Below are 16,368 nucleotides of genomic sequence, written 5' to 3'. Positions count from 1 at the left end.
GCCATTGCGCCATATCGGCATAGATCTGAAATCGTTCTTGGTGGAGATGGCGGTTACTCAACAGTCGATCAAATGCTTTAAGTGGTGCTTTGACGCGTTCGGCATCGGGCCAAGAGCGTGCGACATCCATCAATGTCAGGCGCCGCCCTCGTAGCAGCGCTTCAACGGAACGCACTAATACATGGTTTCGCAACGCATGCATTGCACCTAACGACCTGGACATACACTTCTGCAATACTCGACTCGCGCGCATGGGCGGCACTCTTTATTGTGCTTGGTCGCCTTGAAGAATGCGCCATGCGCGCACTCTTATGCCACTCGGTACCGCCGTAAGTCGTTGATTGATCCACTAGAAACGTGGGGAAACCTCAGCCCACGGCCCCTTTTCGCCTTTTCGTTCGGCCCCTTTTCGTAACCGTCTACGAAAGCGGGGGCGTACCAAAGAACTATTTGGCGTTGAGCGCGTGAGTGGTATCGCACATCCAAGATCTTCCATCTTTAGTGCAACGATGGAATGGTCCCTCGACGACAGGAGAAACGCCGAATTGATCGAACCACGCGACACCTTCTTGGATAGGAAGGATGGAGAGTCCATGTCCTTCAAGCTGGCTGGCCGCTAAGTCGAATTCAGCCTGTACCGCTTGGCCTGGAACAGAAACTGGAAGCGCTGTCCTGGCGTAGTCGACATTTACCACCTTGCCTGTTTCGTCCGTCAGCCTTGCCCCAAGATTCACAGCATGATCCCCGTAAGGGGTTAGCGGAACGGTTCCATCGTTGCGAAGCGTAAGCGGTACGATGATTTTGTCGTTTGCTGAGTCGAAACGAATTTGGTTGGCTGTAAGCTCAATGTGAACAAGCTGCGTGTTGAGCGGGGCTTGCCCCCATTCTGCAATGGGAGGGGGCGGACTATTCTGATCGGCAAAGCGCAGCTCGAGGAATAGCAAGGACTTTCCTTCCGCTTCTACGGTGCGTTCAGTGTGAGGGACGGCGAGCATGAAGGCTTTCATCCCCATTGAGGCGGCTTCTACGCAGGCTTCGGTGCTGTCAAGGAAACACAGGGTCCGCAAGCTGCCCTGTGACTTGGAGATGTTCCAAAGGATCTTACGGAGAACGTGGCTGCGTTGTGCGCCCCCGTAGACAGTAGGTGGCTTGCCGTCTACTTGAAGTTTCGCGTTAGCGTCAAAGACAGCTGGCCAGACGTCCCAGAAACCCCCGACAATAAATCGGACATTTTCTTGCTCAGCGATACGTGCAACGGCCTCGGAGGGTTGGCGCCACGTTGGTGCAATTAGTGTGTTCGGGGTCGCGGATAGACCGTGCAAGCCACCTATGAACGCGGTCAAAAGCAACGTCCATATCACCCCTGCGTAATGCTTCTCTGCAAAGGGCACAGCTTGGCGCACGCAAGTTGTCAGCAGGTATCCACTGCCTGCAACGATCCCGATGAGAAAAATGAGGTAATAGCGAATGTTATATGCGTTTATCTGAGCCCATGAGGCGCAGGACAGGATACCGATAAGCGCCAGGCACCCGCCCACGAGCAGCGTGGCAGTCCATCGGTTTGGGATACGCATGGCAAAGCCGGAGCCCACAGAGATCAAAACAAAGGTGGCAACCCAAGTCCAGCTGATCTCAAGTTTCACGGCATGGTAGCCAGCTCGTACCGCGCGCATTGAAGGAGAAAGGCCAAACTGTGTATCTGCATCACCGAAGTACTTCGCGTGCCCGTAGGCGAGCACCACAGCAACAACGTTTAGAATGATGAAACCGAACAGACTCTTACGATTCTCATCAGACAAACATAGAACAACCATGAGGAACGGAAGGCTTAAGACAAACAACGCAAAATTGGTGGCGTATGCCAGGAAAAGAATCACTCCCGCCAATGCGCATCTCAAGCTATTGGCTCGTGTACCACGCGCCAGAACTGCATAAGCGCTTGCGAGCAATACCAGCGACGTACCGAAAGGATTGTGCTGTATGTACAGATTGAACAGCGCCTCTGTGCTTAATGTTAGGGCAAGCACACAGTTCGTCAGTACGGTGGCAACCGTTAGCGTTCTGGCAGAGCGGGTTAGAAAATAGAGAAATCCGACGGGAGCAAGGAACGCGAAAAAGCTCCGCAGGAATAACTGAAAGTGCAGATTCCAAACGACGTCAGAAATAGGATGGGCGAGCGCCGGAATAAAATTTAGGAGGCGATCCTGACCCCAGAAATACCACGTCAACTTCTGTGTAGAAATGAGCGCCGTAAGTACGCCATCGCCGTCCTGGCTACCGCACAGTAGCGTCGATAGTGGAAATACAGCGGCTGCGACGATCGCAAGAGCGATCAAGAACTTGATGGGTTCCGGTGCGCGGTTTTGGGGCGGCGAGGAGAGTTTCGGATCGGCCATCATTTCGATCGGAAGCCGCATTGGACACAAGTGCCGACATCCTCGTTTGAGATGAAGCTGAATGTATTGCCGCAGTTGGGGCAGCCGGACACCTTTGCGACAGGCGAGCGTGCAAGTTGGCCAGTGGCCTTCTTGGCTGCAAGCCGTAAAAGATTGGCCATGCCGCGGAAGATCTCCATGGGTGGAAGCTTCGACGTCCCATACCCCCTTTCGCGAAATTGAATGGGAGCCTCCTGGATCTTCAGTCCTCGGACCGACGCTTCGACCATCGTCGTGAGAAAGAAAGAATATCCTCCAACCAAGAGTGCAGCGAAATTGAGACGCTTAAGCTCGCTGACTCGGAACGCCCGGTATGAGGTGGTGAATTCGTGCAGCTTCAGGCCAAGCAGCGATCGCGCTGCGACGTTTGCAAGCTGGCTGACATAGAGGCGGTAGCCGGTATAGTCGCACCCCCCCCCCGGCATATAGCGCGAGCCGATAACGAGATCCGCTCCGGCTTCTAGTCGATCGAGCAGAGATGGAATGTACGCGGGATCATGCGACAGGTCTCCGTCCATCGTGATGATGACGTCATACCCGTGCTCCTTTGCGTACGAGAGTGCCAATAGGTGAGCAGTCCCGAGGCCTAGTTTCCCTTTTCGTTGTAAAAGGGTCACGTTGGGACGGTTCATTCCAAGAATGATATCAGCCGTGCCATCGCTGCTGTTGTCATCAACGACCAGAATGTCCGACTCAGGAGCCGTATTTTCCAGGGAGGAAATCAACGGCTTGATATTTCCCGCCTCGTTGTACGTGGCAAAGAAAACGAGTGTCTTAATCATGGGGGTCATTTATTGGCGATGGTCGTATCGACTTCTTGGTTGCTACTTTTGAAAAGCAGCTTCCAGACAAAAGTGTATGACATGAAATAATTCCACATCGCCCCTGCGACGATGCCGGAAAGGGCAGCTGGAATAGGGGTCACCCCATAGCTGTAGACGTGCGTTGAGATATATAGGCTGAGCACCATTCCCAGGGAGGTGACGCCCATATAGATAAAATAACCCAGTATGGCGTGCCGCCCTGTCAACCCATTATGGCTGAATGTCGACTCGTTGTTCAGCACATAGTTAAATGTGGCCGCAAAAACCAATGCTGTGAGGTTTGCGTACTTGAACTGGTGCGTGATCAGGGCCAGCGTGCTCTTGAGTACGGCCAGATGAACTCCAACACCCAGTGAGCCAACAATCAGGAATGAAATGAGCGAGGCAGGCAGTAAACTAAAGGTGAGTTTGCGGCCGAGCTGCGTCAGTTTTCCAATGAATCTGATCATCCGTAGGGCCCTATTTGAGGCCCTGGTTTAGATGCGGCCTTCGAGTGTTCAAGAGTTGGCATTTCGTGGCTTCCGTAAGTACGGAGGCTTGAACATTGGCTCCCCCAGCTCACGGTGTCGCATGGAGCGGCGTCGGCCGCTTAGCATACCGGAAAGCTGGTGACTACGAGAAGTGTGTCTGGCCTGTAGCTGGGTTCAGATGTGCTGCCTTTTGCTCCAAAGAAGCAAGCGTCATAGCTGAATGCTTGGTGCCTTTAACCAATGCGCGCGATGCTTTACGGCTGGCATCGAGTCACTGGGGGGGCTAAAAGGGGTGACCATTTCGCCGGTTAAGTCGACAGAGGCTGGGGACATTAGGTGTGTCCCGCCCCCTTCACCCAAGGAAATTAATGGCTTCAGCGCCATTTGCCGTGCGGCCACGTTGTTAAGCGGGATTAGATTCTGTGGCGATCAGGCACCACTGAACTGCCTGTGCAACCGTGGCAAAATCGGGCATTCAATTACTGCTGCTTGACCAATGAACCAGCGTCCCGGACACCTAGACGAACTTGAGGCCGAGAGCATTCACATCCTTCGCGAGGTGGCGGCCAGCTTCCAAAAGCCGGTGATGTTGTACTCGATCGGTAAAGATTCGTCGGTCCTGCTTCATCTGTTACGCAAGGCGTTCTACCCAGCGCGACCCCCGATTCCGTTGCTGCACGTCGACACCACATGGAAATTTCGGGAGATGATCGCCTTCCGCGACCAAGTGGCTGCTGCGATTGACGTACGGCTCCTCGTGCACGTCAATAAGGATGGGCTACGGCAGGGCATTTCCCCGCTTGTTCACGGGTCAACGATGCACACCGACATCATGAAGACCGCGGCGTTGAAACAGGCTCTGAATAAACATGGTTTCGACGCGGCAGTCGGAGGGGCGCGGCGCGATGAGGAAAAATCGCGAGCGAAGGAGCGAGTGTTTTCATTCCGCAGCATACAGCATCGCTGGGATCCTAAACGCCAACGTCCCGAATTGTGGAATCTTTACAACACCCATATTCACAAGGGTGAAAACGTGCGCGTGTTTCCGCTTTCCAATTGGACCGAAATGGACGTGTGGCAGTACATACAGCTGGAGTGCATCCCGGTGGTGCCTCTGTATTTTGCCAAAGAGCGCCCAGTGGTGGAGCGTGATGGGGCGCTGATCATGGTCGACGATGATCGCTTCGTGCTGCGGGAAGGTGAACGGGTCGAGCGGCGCATGGTTCGCTTCCGGACCCTGGGCTGCTATCCCTTGACCGGTGCTATCGAATCCTGCGCCAGCACGGTGGGCGAGATCATTGCCGAGATGGCTGCCTCTCGTTCATCCGAGCGGCAAGGCAGAGTCATCGACCATGATCCCTCCGCGTCGATGGAGCAAAAGAAGCAGGAGGGATATTTCTAATGGCGGCGCCCTCTAGTTCGAATCGCGAGCTGCTGCGATTTATCACGTGCGGCAGTGTGGATGACGGTAAAAGCACACTGCTTGGCCGCCTGCTTTACGACGCCGGCATGTTGCCGGACGATCAGATCGAGGCGCTGCGCCGTGATAGCCGGCGCATACACCCCGAAAGCGATGCACTGGATTTTTCGCTGCTGATGGATGGCCTTGACGCGGAGCGGCAGCAGGGCATCACCATCGACGTGGCCTATCGCTATTTTCATAGCGCGCGCCGCAACTTTGTGGTTGCGGATTGCCCGGGGCACGAGCAATACACGCGAAATATGGCTACAGGTGCCTCGCACGCTGACCTTGCTGTGGTGCTGGTTGATGCCCGCAAAGGCTTATTGGTGCAAACGCGCCGGCACACTTACATATGCGCGCTGCTAGGGATACGCAAGGTGATCCTGGCAGTGAACAAAATGGATCTTGTTGACTACAGCCGCGATATCTACGAATCCATTCGCTCCGCCTATGCGGAGTTGGCCGTTCAACTAGGTATTTCGGAAGTGTCTCCCTTGCCGGTCGCGGCGTTGTGGGGTGATAACGTAGGAGCGCATTCGTTGGGGATGCCGTGGTACAGCGGCTCGACGTTACTCGAACTGCTGGAGACTGCCGAAGTGCGTCCGATGGAAGGGGCTGATTTCCGCATGCCCGTCCAATGGGTAAACCGTCCTGATCAATCCTTCCGCGGCTACGCGGGAACCATCTGTGGTGGCCGTGTGCGGACGGGAGACGAGATCGTCGTACAGCCGGGCACACATCGCGCACGTATCGCGCGCATTGTGACGGCTGACGGTGATCTTAATGAGGCAGGTGTGGGGCAGGCTGTTACGTTGACATTAGATAGAGAGGTCGACGTCAGTCGCGGTGAGGTCCTTGCCGACGCCGCCAGGCCAGCACAGGAGGCAGATCAATTCGCTGCGCACGTAATCTGGATGGGCGACGAGCCACTGCTACCGAACCGCGGCTATTGGATGAAGGTAGGCTCGCGCACGGTTAATGCGCGAGTCACATCGATCAAATACAAGGTCGACGTGAACACGCAGGCGAAATTGGCAGCACATCGCTTGGAACTGAACGAGGTTGGATACTGCAACATTGATCTGGATCAATCCATTGCATTTGAGGCGTACGCGACCAATCCTATATTGGGCGGCTTCATTCTTGTCGATAGGCAAAGCTATGCCACAGTCGCCTGTGGGATGCTGGATTTTTCACTGCGTCGCGCTACCAGCGTGCATTGGCAGCACCTGGATGTCGACAAGCGAATGCGCGCGCAGAGCAAAGGGCAGTTGCCGCGGTGCCTCTGGTTCACAGGTTTGTCCGGTGCAGGTAAGTCCACCATAGCGAACTTGCTTGAGCGTCGCCTGAGTGCTCTCGGCTGTCACACTTATCTTCTTGATGGTGATAACGTGCGCCACGGCCTTAACCGTGATCTCGGTTTTACGCCGGAAGCGCGTGTGGAGAACGTAAGGCGCGTGGCCGAGGTGGCGCACCTGATGGTGGATGCAGGCCTGATTGTGCTCGTATGCGTGATTTCGCCGTTCCGCAGTGAGCGCGAATTTGCTCGTGGCCTTTTCGGTGATGGTGAATTCCTCGAGGTTTTTGTGGACACGCCGCTCGAGGAGTGTGAGCGCCGCGATCCGAAAGGCTTGTACCGCAAGGCTCGCGCGGGCGAGATCAGCAATTTCACTGGAATCGATTCGCCGTACGAAACACCCGAATCGCCTGAGATTCATTTGAAAGCCCAGGGCGTGTCGCTGGAAGCCATAGTGGACGAACTCGCGGCAAGGGTGTTGCCAAGTGCTGTTGGCTGATTGGTGTCGCTATCTGGGCGCTGGGCGCCAGAAGCTCATAGCCACGCTTTAGCCAGACACTATCATTGCGTACTTGCTACCAGTCGCCTGCGTACCCTTATGACTACTGACCAAGATCAGCCACCTTTTCTCGTGTTCGGTGCACCTCATATCGATGAGGCAGAAATCGACGAAGTATTGACATGCCTTCGTTCAGGCTGGCTGGGTACCGGGCCGCGTGTCGCCAAGTTTGAGCGCGATTTCGCCGCTTTTCGCGGGGTCAAGTCAGCACAGGTGGCCGCCGTCAATTCCTGCACGGCAGCTTTGCATGTAAGCATGCTTGCTGCTGGTATCGAGCATGGAGCGGAGGTGATCACGACGCCCTTGACGTTCTGCGCCACCGTCAACGCGATCTTGCATGCGGGCTTGATGCCGGTTCTTGCCGATGTCGATCCACAAACTCAGAACATCGATCCCGATGCGATCGAAGCGGCTATCACTCCGCGTACGCGGGCTATAGTGCCAGTACATTTTGCTGGGCGGCCATGCGCCATGGACCGGATCATGGACATTGCCCGCAAACATGACTTGGTGGTGATCGAAGATTGCGCGCATGCCGTCGAGGCGGAATTCCATGGCAAGCCGCTGGGAACATTCGGCGACTTCGGCTGTTTTAGTTTTTACGTCACTAAGAACGTGGTGACCGGTGAAGGCGGCATGATCCTTGGGCGTAGCAATGAGCAGGTCGCTAGAGCCAAGGTATTGGCCTTGCATGGCATGAGTAAGGATGCGTGGCATCGCTTCGGCGACAAGGGCTATAGGCATTATCAAGTAGTGGAATGTGGCTTCAAGTACAACATGATGGATCTGCAGGCCGCGATAGGGTTGCATCAGCTTGCACGCGTGGAGCAGAGCTGGCGTCGTCGCGATGAGATCTGGCGACATTACGATGCCGCTTTGGCGAATCTGCCTATCGAATTACCGGTGCCTGCAGAAGATGATGTGCGCCATGGTAGACATCTCTATACGGTGATGATCGACAACAATCATTGCGGCATCACCCGTGATGAATTTCTGGATGAGATGAATGTGGCCAGGATAGGAACGGGTGTGCATTACCTCTCGATTCCGGAGCATCCTTACTATCAGCAACGATTCGGTTGGAGACCAGAGCAATGGCCCAACGCCATGAGCTTAGGGCGGAAAACTGTCAGTCTACCTTTGTCGCCTGCGCTCTCTGATGGGGACGTGGAGCGAGTTGTCGCGGCGGTAAGCCTCATCTTGAGTGCCTGACCTACAAATACTAAAAGGGCGGCATTCGCTGCCGCCCTCTGTTCTCTCGAATCATGCGGCAATTAACCAATAGCTTGTTCGAGCTCGGGAATGAGCTTGAACAGGTCCCCCACCAGACCGATATCAGCGATCTCGAAGATCGGTGCCTCTGCATCCTTGTTGATTGCCACGATAGTGCCAGCGTCCTTGATCCCAGTAAGGTGCTGGATGGCGCCGGAAATGCCGATGGCGACGTACAGCTCCGGTGCGATGATCTTGCCAGTCTGGCCTACTTGCAGTTCGTTCGGTACATAGCCGGCGTCAACGGCTGCGCGGGATGCGCCCACAGCCGCGCCGATTTTGTCGGCGAGCTTGTAGATGATCTCGAAATTTTCCTTCGAGCCCACTCCGCGGCCGCCGGAAACGACTTTGTTCGCGCTCTGTAAGTCCGGCCGGTCGCTCTTGCCCTGCTTGAGTTCGACGAAGCGGGTGTGTGTGGGCAAGTTCATTTCCACATTCAGAGCTTCGATCGGCGCACTGTTGTTGCCGCTATTAGCTGCAGGCCAAGAAGCAGTGCGAATAGTGGCGACTACAGCGTGGGAAGGGTCGGCTTCGACATTGATGATGGCATTGCCCGCGTAGATCGGCCGCTTGAAGGCGTGGCTGCCTTCCACACTCATGACATCACTGACCTGTGCCACGCCCAGCAGCGCGGCTACTCGTGGCGCGACATCCTTGCCAAAAGTGGTAGAGGGCGCCAACACGTGACTGTAGCCAGCGGCGGCCTTGGCGATCTGCGGCGCCAAGATAGCCGCCAGAGGATGGGCGTTCTCCACACGGGCGATGGTCAGCACATGACTCACGCCTTCGATCTTCGCGGCCTCGGCGGCAAGTGGGCCGACCTTGTCGCTAAGCACGAGTACGTCAACAGCCTCGGACTTGACGGCTACAGCAGCGCTTACTGCACGTGCGGTGGAGGGATTTAATTTGCCGTCCAGATGTTCGGCGATAACCAGGATCTTGCTCATGGATGTCTCCTTGATTCCGGTCGGCTGCTTAGAGCAGCCCCTTCTGCTTAAGGGTTGCCACCAACTCTGCGGCGTCCTTCACCATCACGCCCTTGCTGCGCTTGGCTGGCGCGGCATAGTGCGTGGTCTTGAGCTGATCGTGCGCATCTACGCCCAGGGATGCGAACTCAATAGTGTCGATCGGCTTGGACTTGGCCTTCATGATGTCTGGCAGCTTGATGAAGCGCGGTTCGTTCAGGCGCAAGTCGGTGGTAATTACGGCGGGCAACTGGATTTCAATCACTTCCAGACCGGCGTCGACTTCGCGCGTCACCGTTGCTTTGCCGTCCGCAATTTCTACCTTGCTGGCGAATGTAGCCTGGGGGCGATCCCACAAGGCAGCAAGCATCTGACCAGTCTGATTGGCATCGTCGTCGATGGCCTGTTTGCCCAGGATGACTAGGCCAGGCTGCTCTTTTTCTACCAGCTTTAGGAATGCGCGTGCCGAGGTGAGTGGCTGAACTGCGTCCGACGTCACCACATGAATGGCACGATTTGCGCCCATTGCAAGGCCATTACGGAGGTGTGCGGTTAGATCGGCTGGGCCTATGCCGACAACGATCACCTCTTCGGCCACGCCCTTTTCGCGCAGACGCAGCGCTTCTTCTAGCGCGATGTCGTCAAAGGGATTGGCAGAGAGTTTCACGCCGTCTGTCACCACACCGGTGCCATCGGGCTTTACCTGGATGCGGACGTTGTAGTCCACCACGCGCTTGTAGCCGACCAAAATCTTCATCTGCGTTTCCTTATACCGACGCCTTGAGGGCGTATGGAATTGTCAAGCAAACGCCTATTCTAACCGGATTCAGCTGACCATGCGGTGGCGAATGGTTAGGTCTGCCGCCTTACTGCATCGGCTAAATCTGCCGCGCTTTGTTTCCAGGAGGGCCACTGCGCTGCTATTGCATAGGTCGGTCGCCGGGGCGTGGCAAGCCAGTTACGTAGGGCATCAGCAAGATCTTTTGCGAGCGGGGCTTTGAAGTAAGTAGCTTGCTTTGCCATGACTTCCCGGAACACGGGTAGGTCACGGGCGATGACAGGCAGGCTGCGCCGTGCGGCCTCCACCAGTGGCAAGCCGTATCCTTCGCCCCATGAGGCTGCCAGCAACGCTGTGCTGGTTTGATAGATGGCATTGAGTTCGCTGTCATCCGCGTCATCGATCCAAAAGAGGCGATGTTCGCGTTCCGGATGCTTGTCCAATTTGGAGGTAAAGCTCTCCATCAGCCAGCCAAAGCGACCGACAATGACGAGGTTGATATCGACGCCGGTGTTCCAAAGTTGTTCGAAAGCTTCAAGTGCCTGGTCATGTCCCTTGCGAGGTTCGATCGTTCCTACCATCAGAAAACTCGGTCGTGCCTCCATAGCGCGGCCGAGCTGCGGACGAGGCTTGGACGCCCCGTCGCTAAATGAGGTGTCCGCACCGGGCGGCGAGTGGGCGACTTCGGGAGCGCGCCCAAATTGATAAGGCAGCGCAGCGCTGACTAGCCAGCGGCTCAAGTCGTCTGCTGTTGCACGTGAGACGCAAATGAGCCGATCGGCAATAATGGCAATGTGGCGTAGCCAATTTTCAAAACGATCGCGCGCATAAGGATGGAACTTGTCAGGTAGCGTTATCGGGAGCAGATCATGGACAAGGAACTGCAGACTTACGCCACGCCGGCGCCATTGACGTAGTTGCGGTTCTGCAGCGCTGATGGAGTCGACGCTCCAATCGAGGCCGAAGAACGTATCACCGCTTGCCGCCTCTACTGCGTCCTCCGGAAGGGAGATGGCAGTAAGGCCAAGCAAATCGAGTGCATAGCGCCGGGCGTAGTGGAAACGGCCGCGAGTGAAGCGCACTGGTTCAATGCGCACTCCATCCGGAGGGGATTTGAGCCAATGGAGGAGTGTGCTTCGCACCACGCGTTGAACGCCCGTGGCAATGTCCTTTTCCGCGATGCTGCTGATATCGACCAGCCATCGACGAACCGCGCCTGGGGGGCGTGCAGATACCATCGCACTGGCAGTCGCGGCAAGGTCATTGTCGTCAGGAATGCCATCGATAGCGCGAATATCCTCAATCACGCTGGCTTCGCGAGCCAAGGGGGGCGCTGCAAAAACGTACTGGAGCGTCGCCGCACGCACAGATACCGTGTCGGAATCGGACAGATGGATAATGTCTGGACGCGGCATCGCTGTTGTCAGAGTGCGAATCCGATCAGCCAGCGTCTTATCGGTGCAAAACACGGCCAAGGCCTGCTCGCACAGCGGAACCAATCCCAAGTCCGCTGTTAAAGTGTGATCGTTCAACGCAAGCAGTCCGTCGTACCCCATTCCTTTATAGGCCGCGCGATACATACTTTCGTGGGAAGGTACCGATTCTGCGTTAGGTCCTTGCTGAATCAACAACACGCCGGGCCGCGTCCGTATGGATTCTTCGAGCGCAGCTGCATTGCTGGTGTCAGCTACGTACATCAGATGACCTGGATTAGAAAGAGGCGTCGAAGATTTGTCGCGATGGACTTCGAAGTTCTTTAACCAAGTCGGCACCTCGGTTCCGGGCGCGTGAACACAGGCGACGGAGGGGCTTGAAATTGAGCTATCAATCCGTTGTGAGTCTTGCCGACTCGCAAGCGTTTGCAATGCATGTAGGGCACGGTCTGCCACAGCATTCCAATTAAAGCTTCCAGCGCGTACGCGGCCATATTTTCTGAGTTCGCTGGCGTAGTGGGGATTGCCAAGCACGTCGGCCATGCGCTCGGCGATTTCATCTATGCGATGTGGATTGAACAGCGCGTCCTGTCTTCCTACCACTTCCGGCAAGCTGGCAGCATGGCTGGCAATGACAGGGGCGCCGCAGGCCATGGCTTCGAGTGGTGGAAGGCCGAACCCCTCCAGCAGCGAAGGGAATACAAATAGCGCGCATTCGGTATAAAAACGTATCAAGTCATCGTCTGTGACAAAGCCAGGGTAGATGACGCTATCGGTAGCAAGGCGGGCTTTGCGAACCGCAGTCTGCAACTGAGTCATTTCCTCCTCTCCAACGCGACCGACGATAACAAGTTGGTAGGTAGTGCGAAGCGGCTCAGGTAGTGCGCCGAAGGCGGTGATCAACGCAGGTACATTTTTGCGTGAGTCGAATCCCCCGTTATAAAGAATGTAAGGACGTGTAATCCCATGGCGAGCATGTAGGGCCGCAGTGGCTAGAGGATTTGATTCAGCGGGCACAAAAGATGAATCGACCGCAGCACCTATGTTGATCACGCACTCTGACGGCAATTCCAAGCGCTCAATGGCGTCCTTGCGCACCCATTCCGAGATCGCAAAAAGCATGTCGCAGCGCCGTAGGGTATCGATCCCCTGCTTGTACCACTCATATGTGCGAGGGTGACCGAGGTACGCGCTTGGCGAATGTAAAGGAATTAAGTCATACAGCGTTGCCACACACGCGGTATGTGCCGGAGGAGCATATGGCAGCACGGCGTCATCGTTATAACCTTCATGCACGCTGCCATACCAGATCACGTCCGGATGGAGTGTTTCTACGGCATGCTGCATCACGTGCGCAGCGGCACGGCGGAGCCAAGCGTTTCCACCAGGTTGAGCGCGAATGCCTTCCGGGATTTCCAGTACAACACGGCGCTCTGGTGCGGCATGATTGCCCATTGTGGCGATCAGCGCATCGGTCGCTTCACCAAATCGAGCATTGAACAGCAACCGGATGTCATATTCGGGCGCGGCACGCTCAAGAAGAGCGCGTGTCAATGCCGAAGTGTAGCGGCCGATGCCTCGATATCTGCTCTGGCTTTGCGCGCCCTGGAGGTCCAATACCAGCTTCATGAGCGTTTGACCCGGTTGCGAAGCCGCTCATACACGACCTGAACTTCTTCAGGTAGATTATTTGGATCTATGCGTTGGTGAGCTGGCTCATCGTTGCTGTCGAGTGCCGTTCGTAACCGCATATCGAGTACGGGAACCCGATAAATCGCGTTGACGATTTTGCGACGCAAGGTCGGATGCTTTGCCAGAAAGCGTTTGGCAAGATGAAGCAGGCTTCTCATGAACTAACTTTGCCGATCGGATGACTAACTACCTGCTTGCTGGCAGGAAGCACTCTGCGCAAGGTCTGCAGCGCTATCTCTGGTGAGAAGTGTTGTTGCACGTTGGAGATGCCTACGTCGGACAATCGTGTCCACAAGGCCTCATCGTGATAAACGTGCCAGACTGCTTCAGCGAACTCGATGGCCGTCGTTGCGATCTTGGCATCACGGCCATCCGACAAATGCATACCTTCCGCAGCAATCGGGGTTACCACAACCGGCAGGCCATAGCTCATCGCCATGTTTACTTTACCTTTGACGCCAGCACCAAAGCGCAGCGGTGCTACCGAAACCTTGCAGCGATTCATTAGTTCTGACAGATCATCGACCCGGCCATGCAGTTCGATGCCTTGCTGGTCCAGAGCTTGCCGTGCTTCAGGCGTAATGTCGCCTGCGATATGCAAAAGCATTGAAGGATCACGCGCTCTTAGTAGCGGCAAGATCTCTGCTGAGAACCAGCGTACGGCATCTTCGTTGGGTGGATGACCAAAGCCACCAACGAACAGGAGATCTCGCCGCTGTGAAAATGGAGCGCCGCGACCATGAATTTCATGAATATTGCTGACCAGTTCGATATGGCTATTTGGCAATTCCTTTCGAAGCATGTCCAGCTCCACCGGGCTCACGACAAAACTCACGTCACTGTCGCGCACCAAGGCCAGCTCTCGTTGCCGCGATGAGAGAGATTGACGACGCATGCGCTGACTGCCGGACACCTCTGCTGCCCGTTGCTCACGCAGAAAATGCAAGTCGACGGTATCGAAGATGCACATGGCTTGCGGGGCTAGTCGACGAGTTGGCGCGAGGTAGGGCGCTGCGATGGCCAGGCGGCACAACAATACGGCATTCAGCGTTGTGCCATGTTTCCGTAGCCAGGTCATGACACTGCCAATGTGCACATGGATGCCGTAGCCGAGCAGTCTTTCGACGTCTACGGGCGTGACGCGACCGTCATCCGGCAACAAATCGACATGCCAGCCGTCGTGATGAAGAAGTTGTAGCATCATGCACAGGCGCAGCGAACCGGAATCGCGTGCCGGGTTGGGCGCCATGGTGTCGATAACCAAGATACGTCGGCGGTTGTGCAAATCCGCGGGAACGTCCGTAGCGATATTGCGCGCCACCGGATCTTTCTGCGCACGAAATTGCTCGACGATCCGCCTAAACGTACCTTTCCATCCGCGTAAGGCCAAACTGCCCCATACGCGACGACTGAGTTGATGCAGGCGCGCAAAGCGCCAAGCGAGATCGAGATTCACAGATTCTGATAGTTCGGCCCCGACCCACCCTCAGGCGGAACCCAGTTGATGATTTCGTAAGGATCTTTGATGTCGCAGGTTTTGCAGTGTACGCAGTTGGCGGCGTTGATCTGCAGGCGTTTGCCCGCTTCATCATTGACGATTTCGTAGACGTTTGCGGGGCAGAAGCGGGTGCAGGGGTTGCCGTATTCTTGCGCGCATTGCGTAACGCAAACCGAGGTGTCCTTCACGTGAAGGTGGATGGGCTGGTCTTCGTCGTGCTCGGTGGCGGCGAAGTAGACGCCGGCCAGGCGGTCGCGCGGGGCGAGGTCGCGTTGTACGTAGTCGCGCTTGGGTTGTTCGTATTGGCCGAGCTTGTGCAGTGAGTTCCAGTCGGGTTTGTTCTTTAGCGTCCACGGCGATTTGCCGCCGGTGATGGTTTCCCAGGCGGCGTTGAACATGCCAAACCACAGGCCTTTCTTGAAGCCGGGTTTGATGTTGCGCACTTTCTTGAGTTCGGCCATCACGTCCGAGCTGCGTAGCTTGGCGTCGAAGCCGGCGGGTTTCAGTTCGCTGGCGGCGAGGTGTTCGGCGGCGAGCATGCCGCTCTTGATCGCCTGATGGGTGCCTTTGATCTTGGGTACGTTGAGCAGACCGGCAGTGTCGCCGATCAGAAGGGCGCCAGGTAGTTCCACCTTGGGAAGTGACTGGTAGCCGCCGGTAACGATGGCGCGTGCGCCCGCCGAAAGAATGCTGCCGCCTTCAAGCACCGATTTGATCATGGGGTGGTTCTTCCACTGCTGGAAGGCCTCCCATGGCTGGTAATTGGGATCGCTGTAGTCGAGTCCGCTCACATAGCCCAGTGCGATGCGGTCTTTGTCCAGGTGGTAGAGAAAGGCGCCGCCGTAGGTGCGGTTGTCGGCTGGCCAGCCGAAGCTGTGGAAGATCTTGCCGGGTTTTGCACGCCCTGCAGGCACCTGCCACAGTTCTTTGATACCGATGGAATAACCTTGCGGATCGCTGTCCTGATCCAGCTTGAAACGTTTGATGAGTTGCTTGGTGAGGCTACCGCGTGCGCCTTCCGCCAGCACGGTGACTTTTGCCTTGATGTCGATGCCTTGCGTGTAGCCCGATTTGTGCGAGCCATCTTTAGCTACGCCCATATCGCCGATGCGCACGCCGGCGACCGAGCCATCGTCGTTATAGATGGTGTCGGCGGCGGCAAAGCCGGGGAACACGTCCACACCCAGTGCTTCGGCCTGCGGCGCGAGCCATGCGCATAACGCGCCGAGCGAGACGATGAAGTTACCGTGGTTGTTCAACGTCGACGGTACCGGCAGCTTGCGTCCGCCGGTCTTGTTCAGCAGCCAGAATTCGTCCTCGGTGGCCGGCACGCAGATCGGGGGTGGGTTGTCGCGCCAGCCGGGCAGCAGGGCGTCCAGCGGCTGCGGCTCGATCACTGCGCCGGAAAGAATATGTGCGCCGATGGTCGAGGCTTTCTCGATCACGCACACCGTCACATCCGGCTTGAGCTGTTTCAGGCGGATCGCGAACGAAAGCCCAGCCGGGCCCGCGCCGACGACGATCACGTCGTATTCCATCGTCTCGCGTTCAGTCATTTGGATTGGGCTCCGTCATCTGGCTGGTGGCTGCTGAGGGCGGCCGCATGGGTGGTCCTCGCGGCGGTCAGGACGGTATTCTCCGGATTCGCCTACTGCGCGGCAAACCGGTGCCTGCTTGAGGATA

At 56.4% G+C, this 16,368-nt stretch carries 12 protein-coding genes and 1 pseudogene; 3 read left to right on the top strand and 10 right to left on the bottom strand.

Annotated elements, in window-relative coordinates; translation table 11 throughout:
• The 4 genes and pseudogenes from QQJ86_RS07880 to QQJ86_RS07865 all read right to left on the bottom strand — a co-directional run.
• Positions 1-253, bottom strand: a pseudogene (locus QQJ86_RS07880) (IS4 family transposase); the annotation flags it as partial.
• Between the two features lie 193 nt (positions 254-446).
• On the bottom strand, positions 447-2,417 hold the full coding sequence (locus tag QQJ86_RS07875; RefSeq protein ID WP_284320356.1) for a hypothetical protein: 1,971 nt from the start codon (positions 2,415-2,417) through the stop codon (positions 447-449).
• Complete coding sequence (locus tag QQJ86_RS07870; protein ID WP_284320355.1) at positions 2,396-3,217, bottom strand: polyprenol monophosphomannose synthase; 822 nt, start codon at positions 3,215-3,217, stop codon at positions 2,396-2,398. Before QQJ86_RS07870 ends, QQJ86_RS07875 begins: the two co-directional genes overlap by 22 nt.
• Positions 3,218-3,222: 5 nt before the next feature.
• Positions 3,223-3,708: a GtrA family protein gene (locus QQJ86_RS07865; RefSeq protein WP_284320354.1), complete on the bottom strand. Its 486-nt coding sequence runs from the start codon at positions 3,706-3,708 to the stop codon at positions 3,223-3,225.
• 517 nt (positions 3,709-4,225) lie between these two features.
• On the opposite strand from QQJ86_RS07865, the gene cysD reads away from it, so the two are divergent.
• The 3 genes from cysD to QQJ86_RS07850 all read left to right on the top strand — a co-directional run bounded on the left by cysD (position 4,226) and on the right by QQJ86_RS07850 (position 8,259).
• Positions 4,226-5,131, top strand: a complete 906-nt coding sequence (gene cysD / locus QQJ86_RS07860) for a sulfate adenylyltransferase subunit CysD (protein WP_284320353.1) — start codon at positions 4,226-4,228, stop codon at positions 5,129-5,131.
• Positions 5,131-6,987, top strand: coding sequence for an adenylyl-sulfate kinase (cysC, locus tag QQJ86_RS07855; RefSeq protein ID WP_284320352.1), 1,857 nt, complete (start codon positions 5,131-5,133; stop codon positions 6,985-6,987). The genes cysD and cysC overlap by 1 nt, the downstream gene beginning before the upstream one ends.
• 132 nt (positions 6,988-7,119) lie before the next feature.
• Positions 7,120-8,259 (top strand): DegT/DnrJ/EryC1/StrS family aminotransferase, encoded by a 1,140-nt coding sequence (locus QQJ86_RS07850; RefSeq protein WP_284320351.1) that lies wholly within the window; start codon positions 7,120-7,122, stop codon positions 8,257-8,259.
• A gap of 62 nt (positions 8,260-8,321) precedes the next feature.
• Here QQJ86_RS07850 and QQJ86_RS07845 read toward each other — a convergent pair whose 3' ends face one another.
• From QQJ86_RS07845 to QQJ86_RS07820, 6 genes are all read right to left on the bottom strand, one after another.
• Positions 8,322-9,266 carry an electron transfer flavoprotein subunit alpha/FixB family protein gene (locus QQJ86_RS07845; RefSeq protein ID WP_284320350.1) on the bottom strand — a complete coding sequence of 315 codons (945 nt, stop codon included), beginning with the start codon at positions 9,264-9,266 and terminating at the stop codon, positions 8,322-8,324.
• Between the two features lie 28 nt (positions 9,267-9,294).
• Positions 9,295-10,041 carry an electron transfer flavoprotein subunit beta/FixA family protein gene (locus QQJ86_RS07840; protein ID WP_284320349.1) on the bottom strand — a complete coding sequence of 249 codons (747 nt, stop codon included), beginning with the start codon at positions 10,039-10,041 and terminating at the stop codon, positions 9,295-9,297.
• A 95-nt stretch (positions 10,042-10,136) separates the two neighbouring features.
• On the bottom strand, positions 10,137-13,124 hold the full coding sequence (locus QQJ86_RS07835; RefSeq protein ID WP_284320348.1) for a glycosyltransferase family 4 protein: 2,988 nt from the start codon (positions 13,122-13,124) through the stop codon (positions 10,137-10,139).
• Positions 13,121-13,345, bottom strand: coding sequence for a hypothetical protein (locus QQJ86_RS07830; RefSeq protein ID WP_284320347.1), 225 nt, complete (start codon positions 13,343-13,345; stop codon positions 13,121-13,123). The genes QQJ86_RS07835 and QQJ86_RS07830 overlap by 4 nt, the downstream gene beginning before the upstream one ends.
• The gene (locus tag QQJ86_RS07825; protein WP_284320346.1) at positions 13,342-14,643 is read right to left on the bottom strand and encodes a glycosyltransferase; all 1,302 of its coding nucleotides are present in this window, start codon (positions 14,641-14,643) and stop codon (positions 13,342-13,344) included. The genes QQJ86_RS07830 and QQJ86_RS07825 overlap by 4 nt, the downstream gene beginning before the upstream one ends.
• Positions 14,640-16,241, bottom strand: coding sequence for an electron transfer flavoprotein-ubiquinone oxidoreductase (locus QQJ86_RS07820; RefSeq protein WP_284320345.1), 1,602 nt, complete (start codon positions 16,239-16,241; stop codon positions 14,640-14,642). Before QQJ86_RS07820 ends, QQJ86_RS07825 begins: the two co-directional genes overlap by 4 nt.
• Positions 16,242-16,368: the final 127 nt, after the last annotated feature.

It is taken from the genome of Dyella acidisoli (genome assembly GCF_030160295.1).
GTDB lineage: Bacteria > Pseudomonadota > Gammaproteobacteria > Xanthomonadales > Rhodanobacteraceae > Dyella_B > Dyella_B acidisoli.
Note: the sequence above shows the minus strand (reverse complement) of the source record. Positions and strands in the feature narration are given on the sequence as shown.

Coding starts and splice junctions, on each gene's coding strand:
- QQJ86_RS07865 (WP_284320354.1), bottom strand. CDS start 3,708: ATGATCAGATTCATTGGAAAACTGACGCAGCTCGGCCGCAAACTCACC.
- QQJ86_RS07875 (WP_284320356.1), bottom strand. CDS start 2,417: ATGCGGCTTCCGATCGAAATGATGGCCGATCCGAAACTCTCCTCGCCG.
- QQJ86_RS07845 (WP_284320350.1), bottom strand. CDS start 9,266: ATGAGCAAGATCCTGGTTATCGCCGAACATCTGGACGGCAAATTAAAT.
- cysC (WP_284320352.1), top strand. CDS start 5,131: ATGGCGGCGCCCTCTAGTTCGAATCGCGAGCTGCTGCGATTTATCACG.
- QQJ86_RS07835 (WP_284320348.1), bottom strand. CDS start 13,124: ATGAAGCTGGTATTGGACCTCCAGGGCGCGCAAAGCCAGAGCAGATAT.
- QQJ86_RS07830 (WP_284320347.1), bottom strand. CDS start 13,345: ATGAGAAGCCTGCTTCATCTTGCCAAACGCTTTCTGGCAAAGCATCCG.
- QQJ86_RS07820 (WP_284320345.1), bottom strand. CDS start 16,241: ATGACTGAACGCGAGACGATGGAATACGACGTGATCGTCGTCGGCGCG.
- cysD (WP_284320353.1), top strand. CDS start 4,226: ATGAACCAGCGTCCCGGACACCTAGACGAACTTGAGGCCGAGAGCATT.
- QQJ86_RS07840 (WP_284320349.1), bottom strand. CDS start 10,041: ATGAAGATTTTGGTCGGCTACAAGCGCGTGGTGGACTACAACGTCCGC.
- QQJ86_RS07870 (WP_284320355.1), bottom strand. CDS start 3,217: ATGATTAAGACACTCGTTTTCTTTGCCACGTACAACGAGGCGGGAAAT.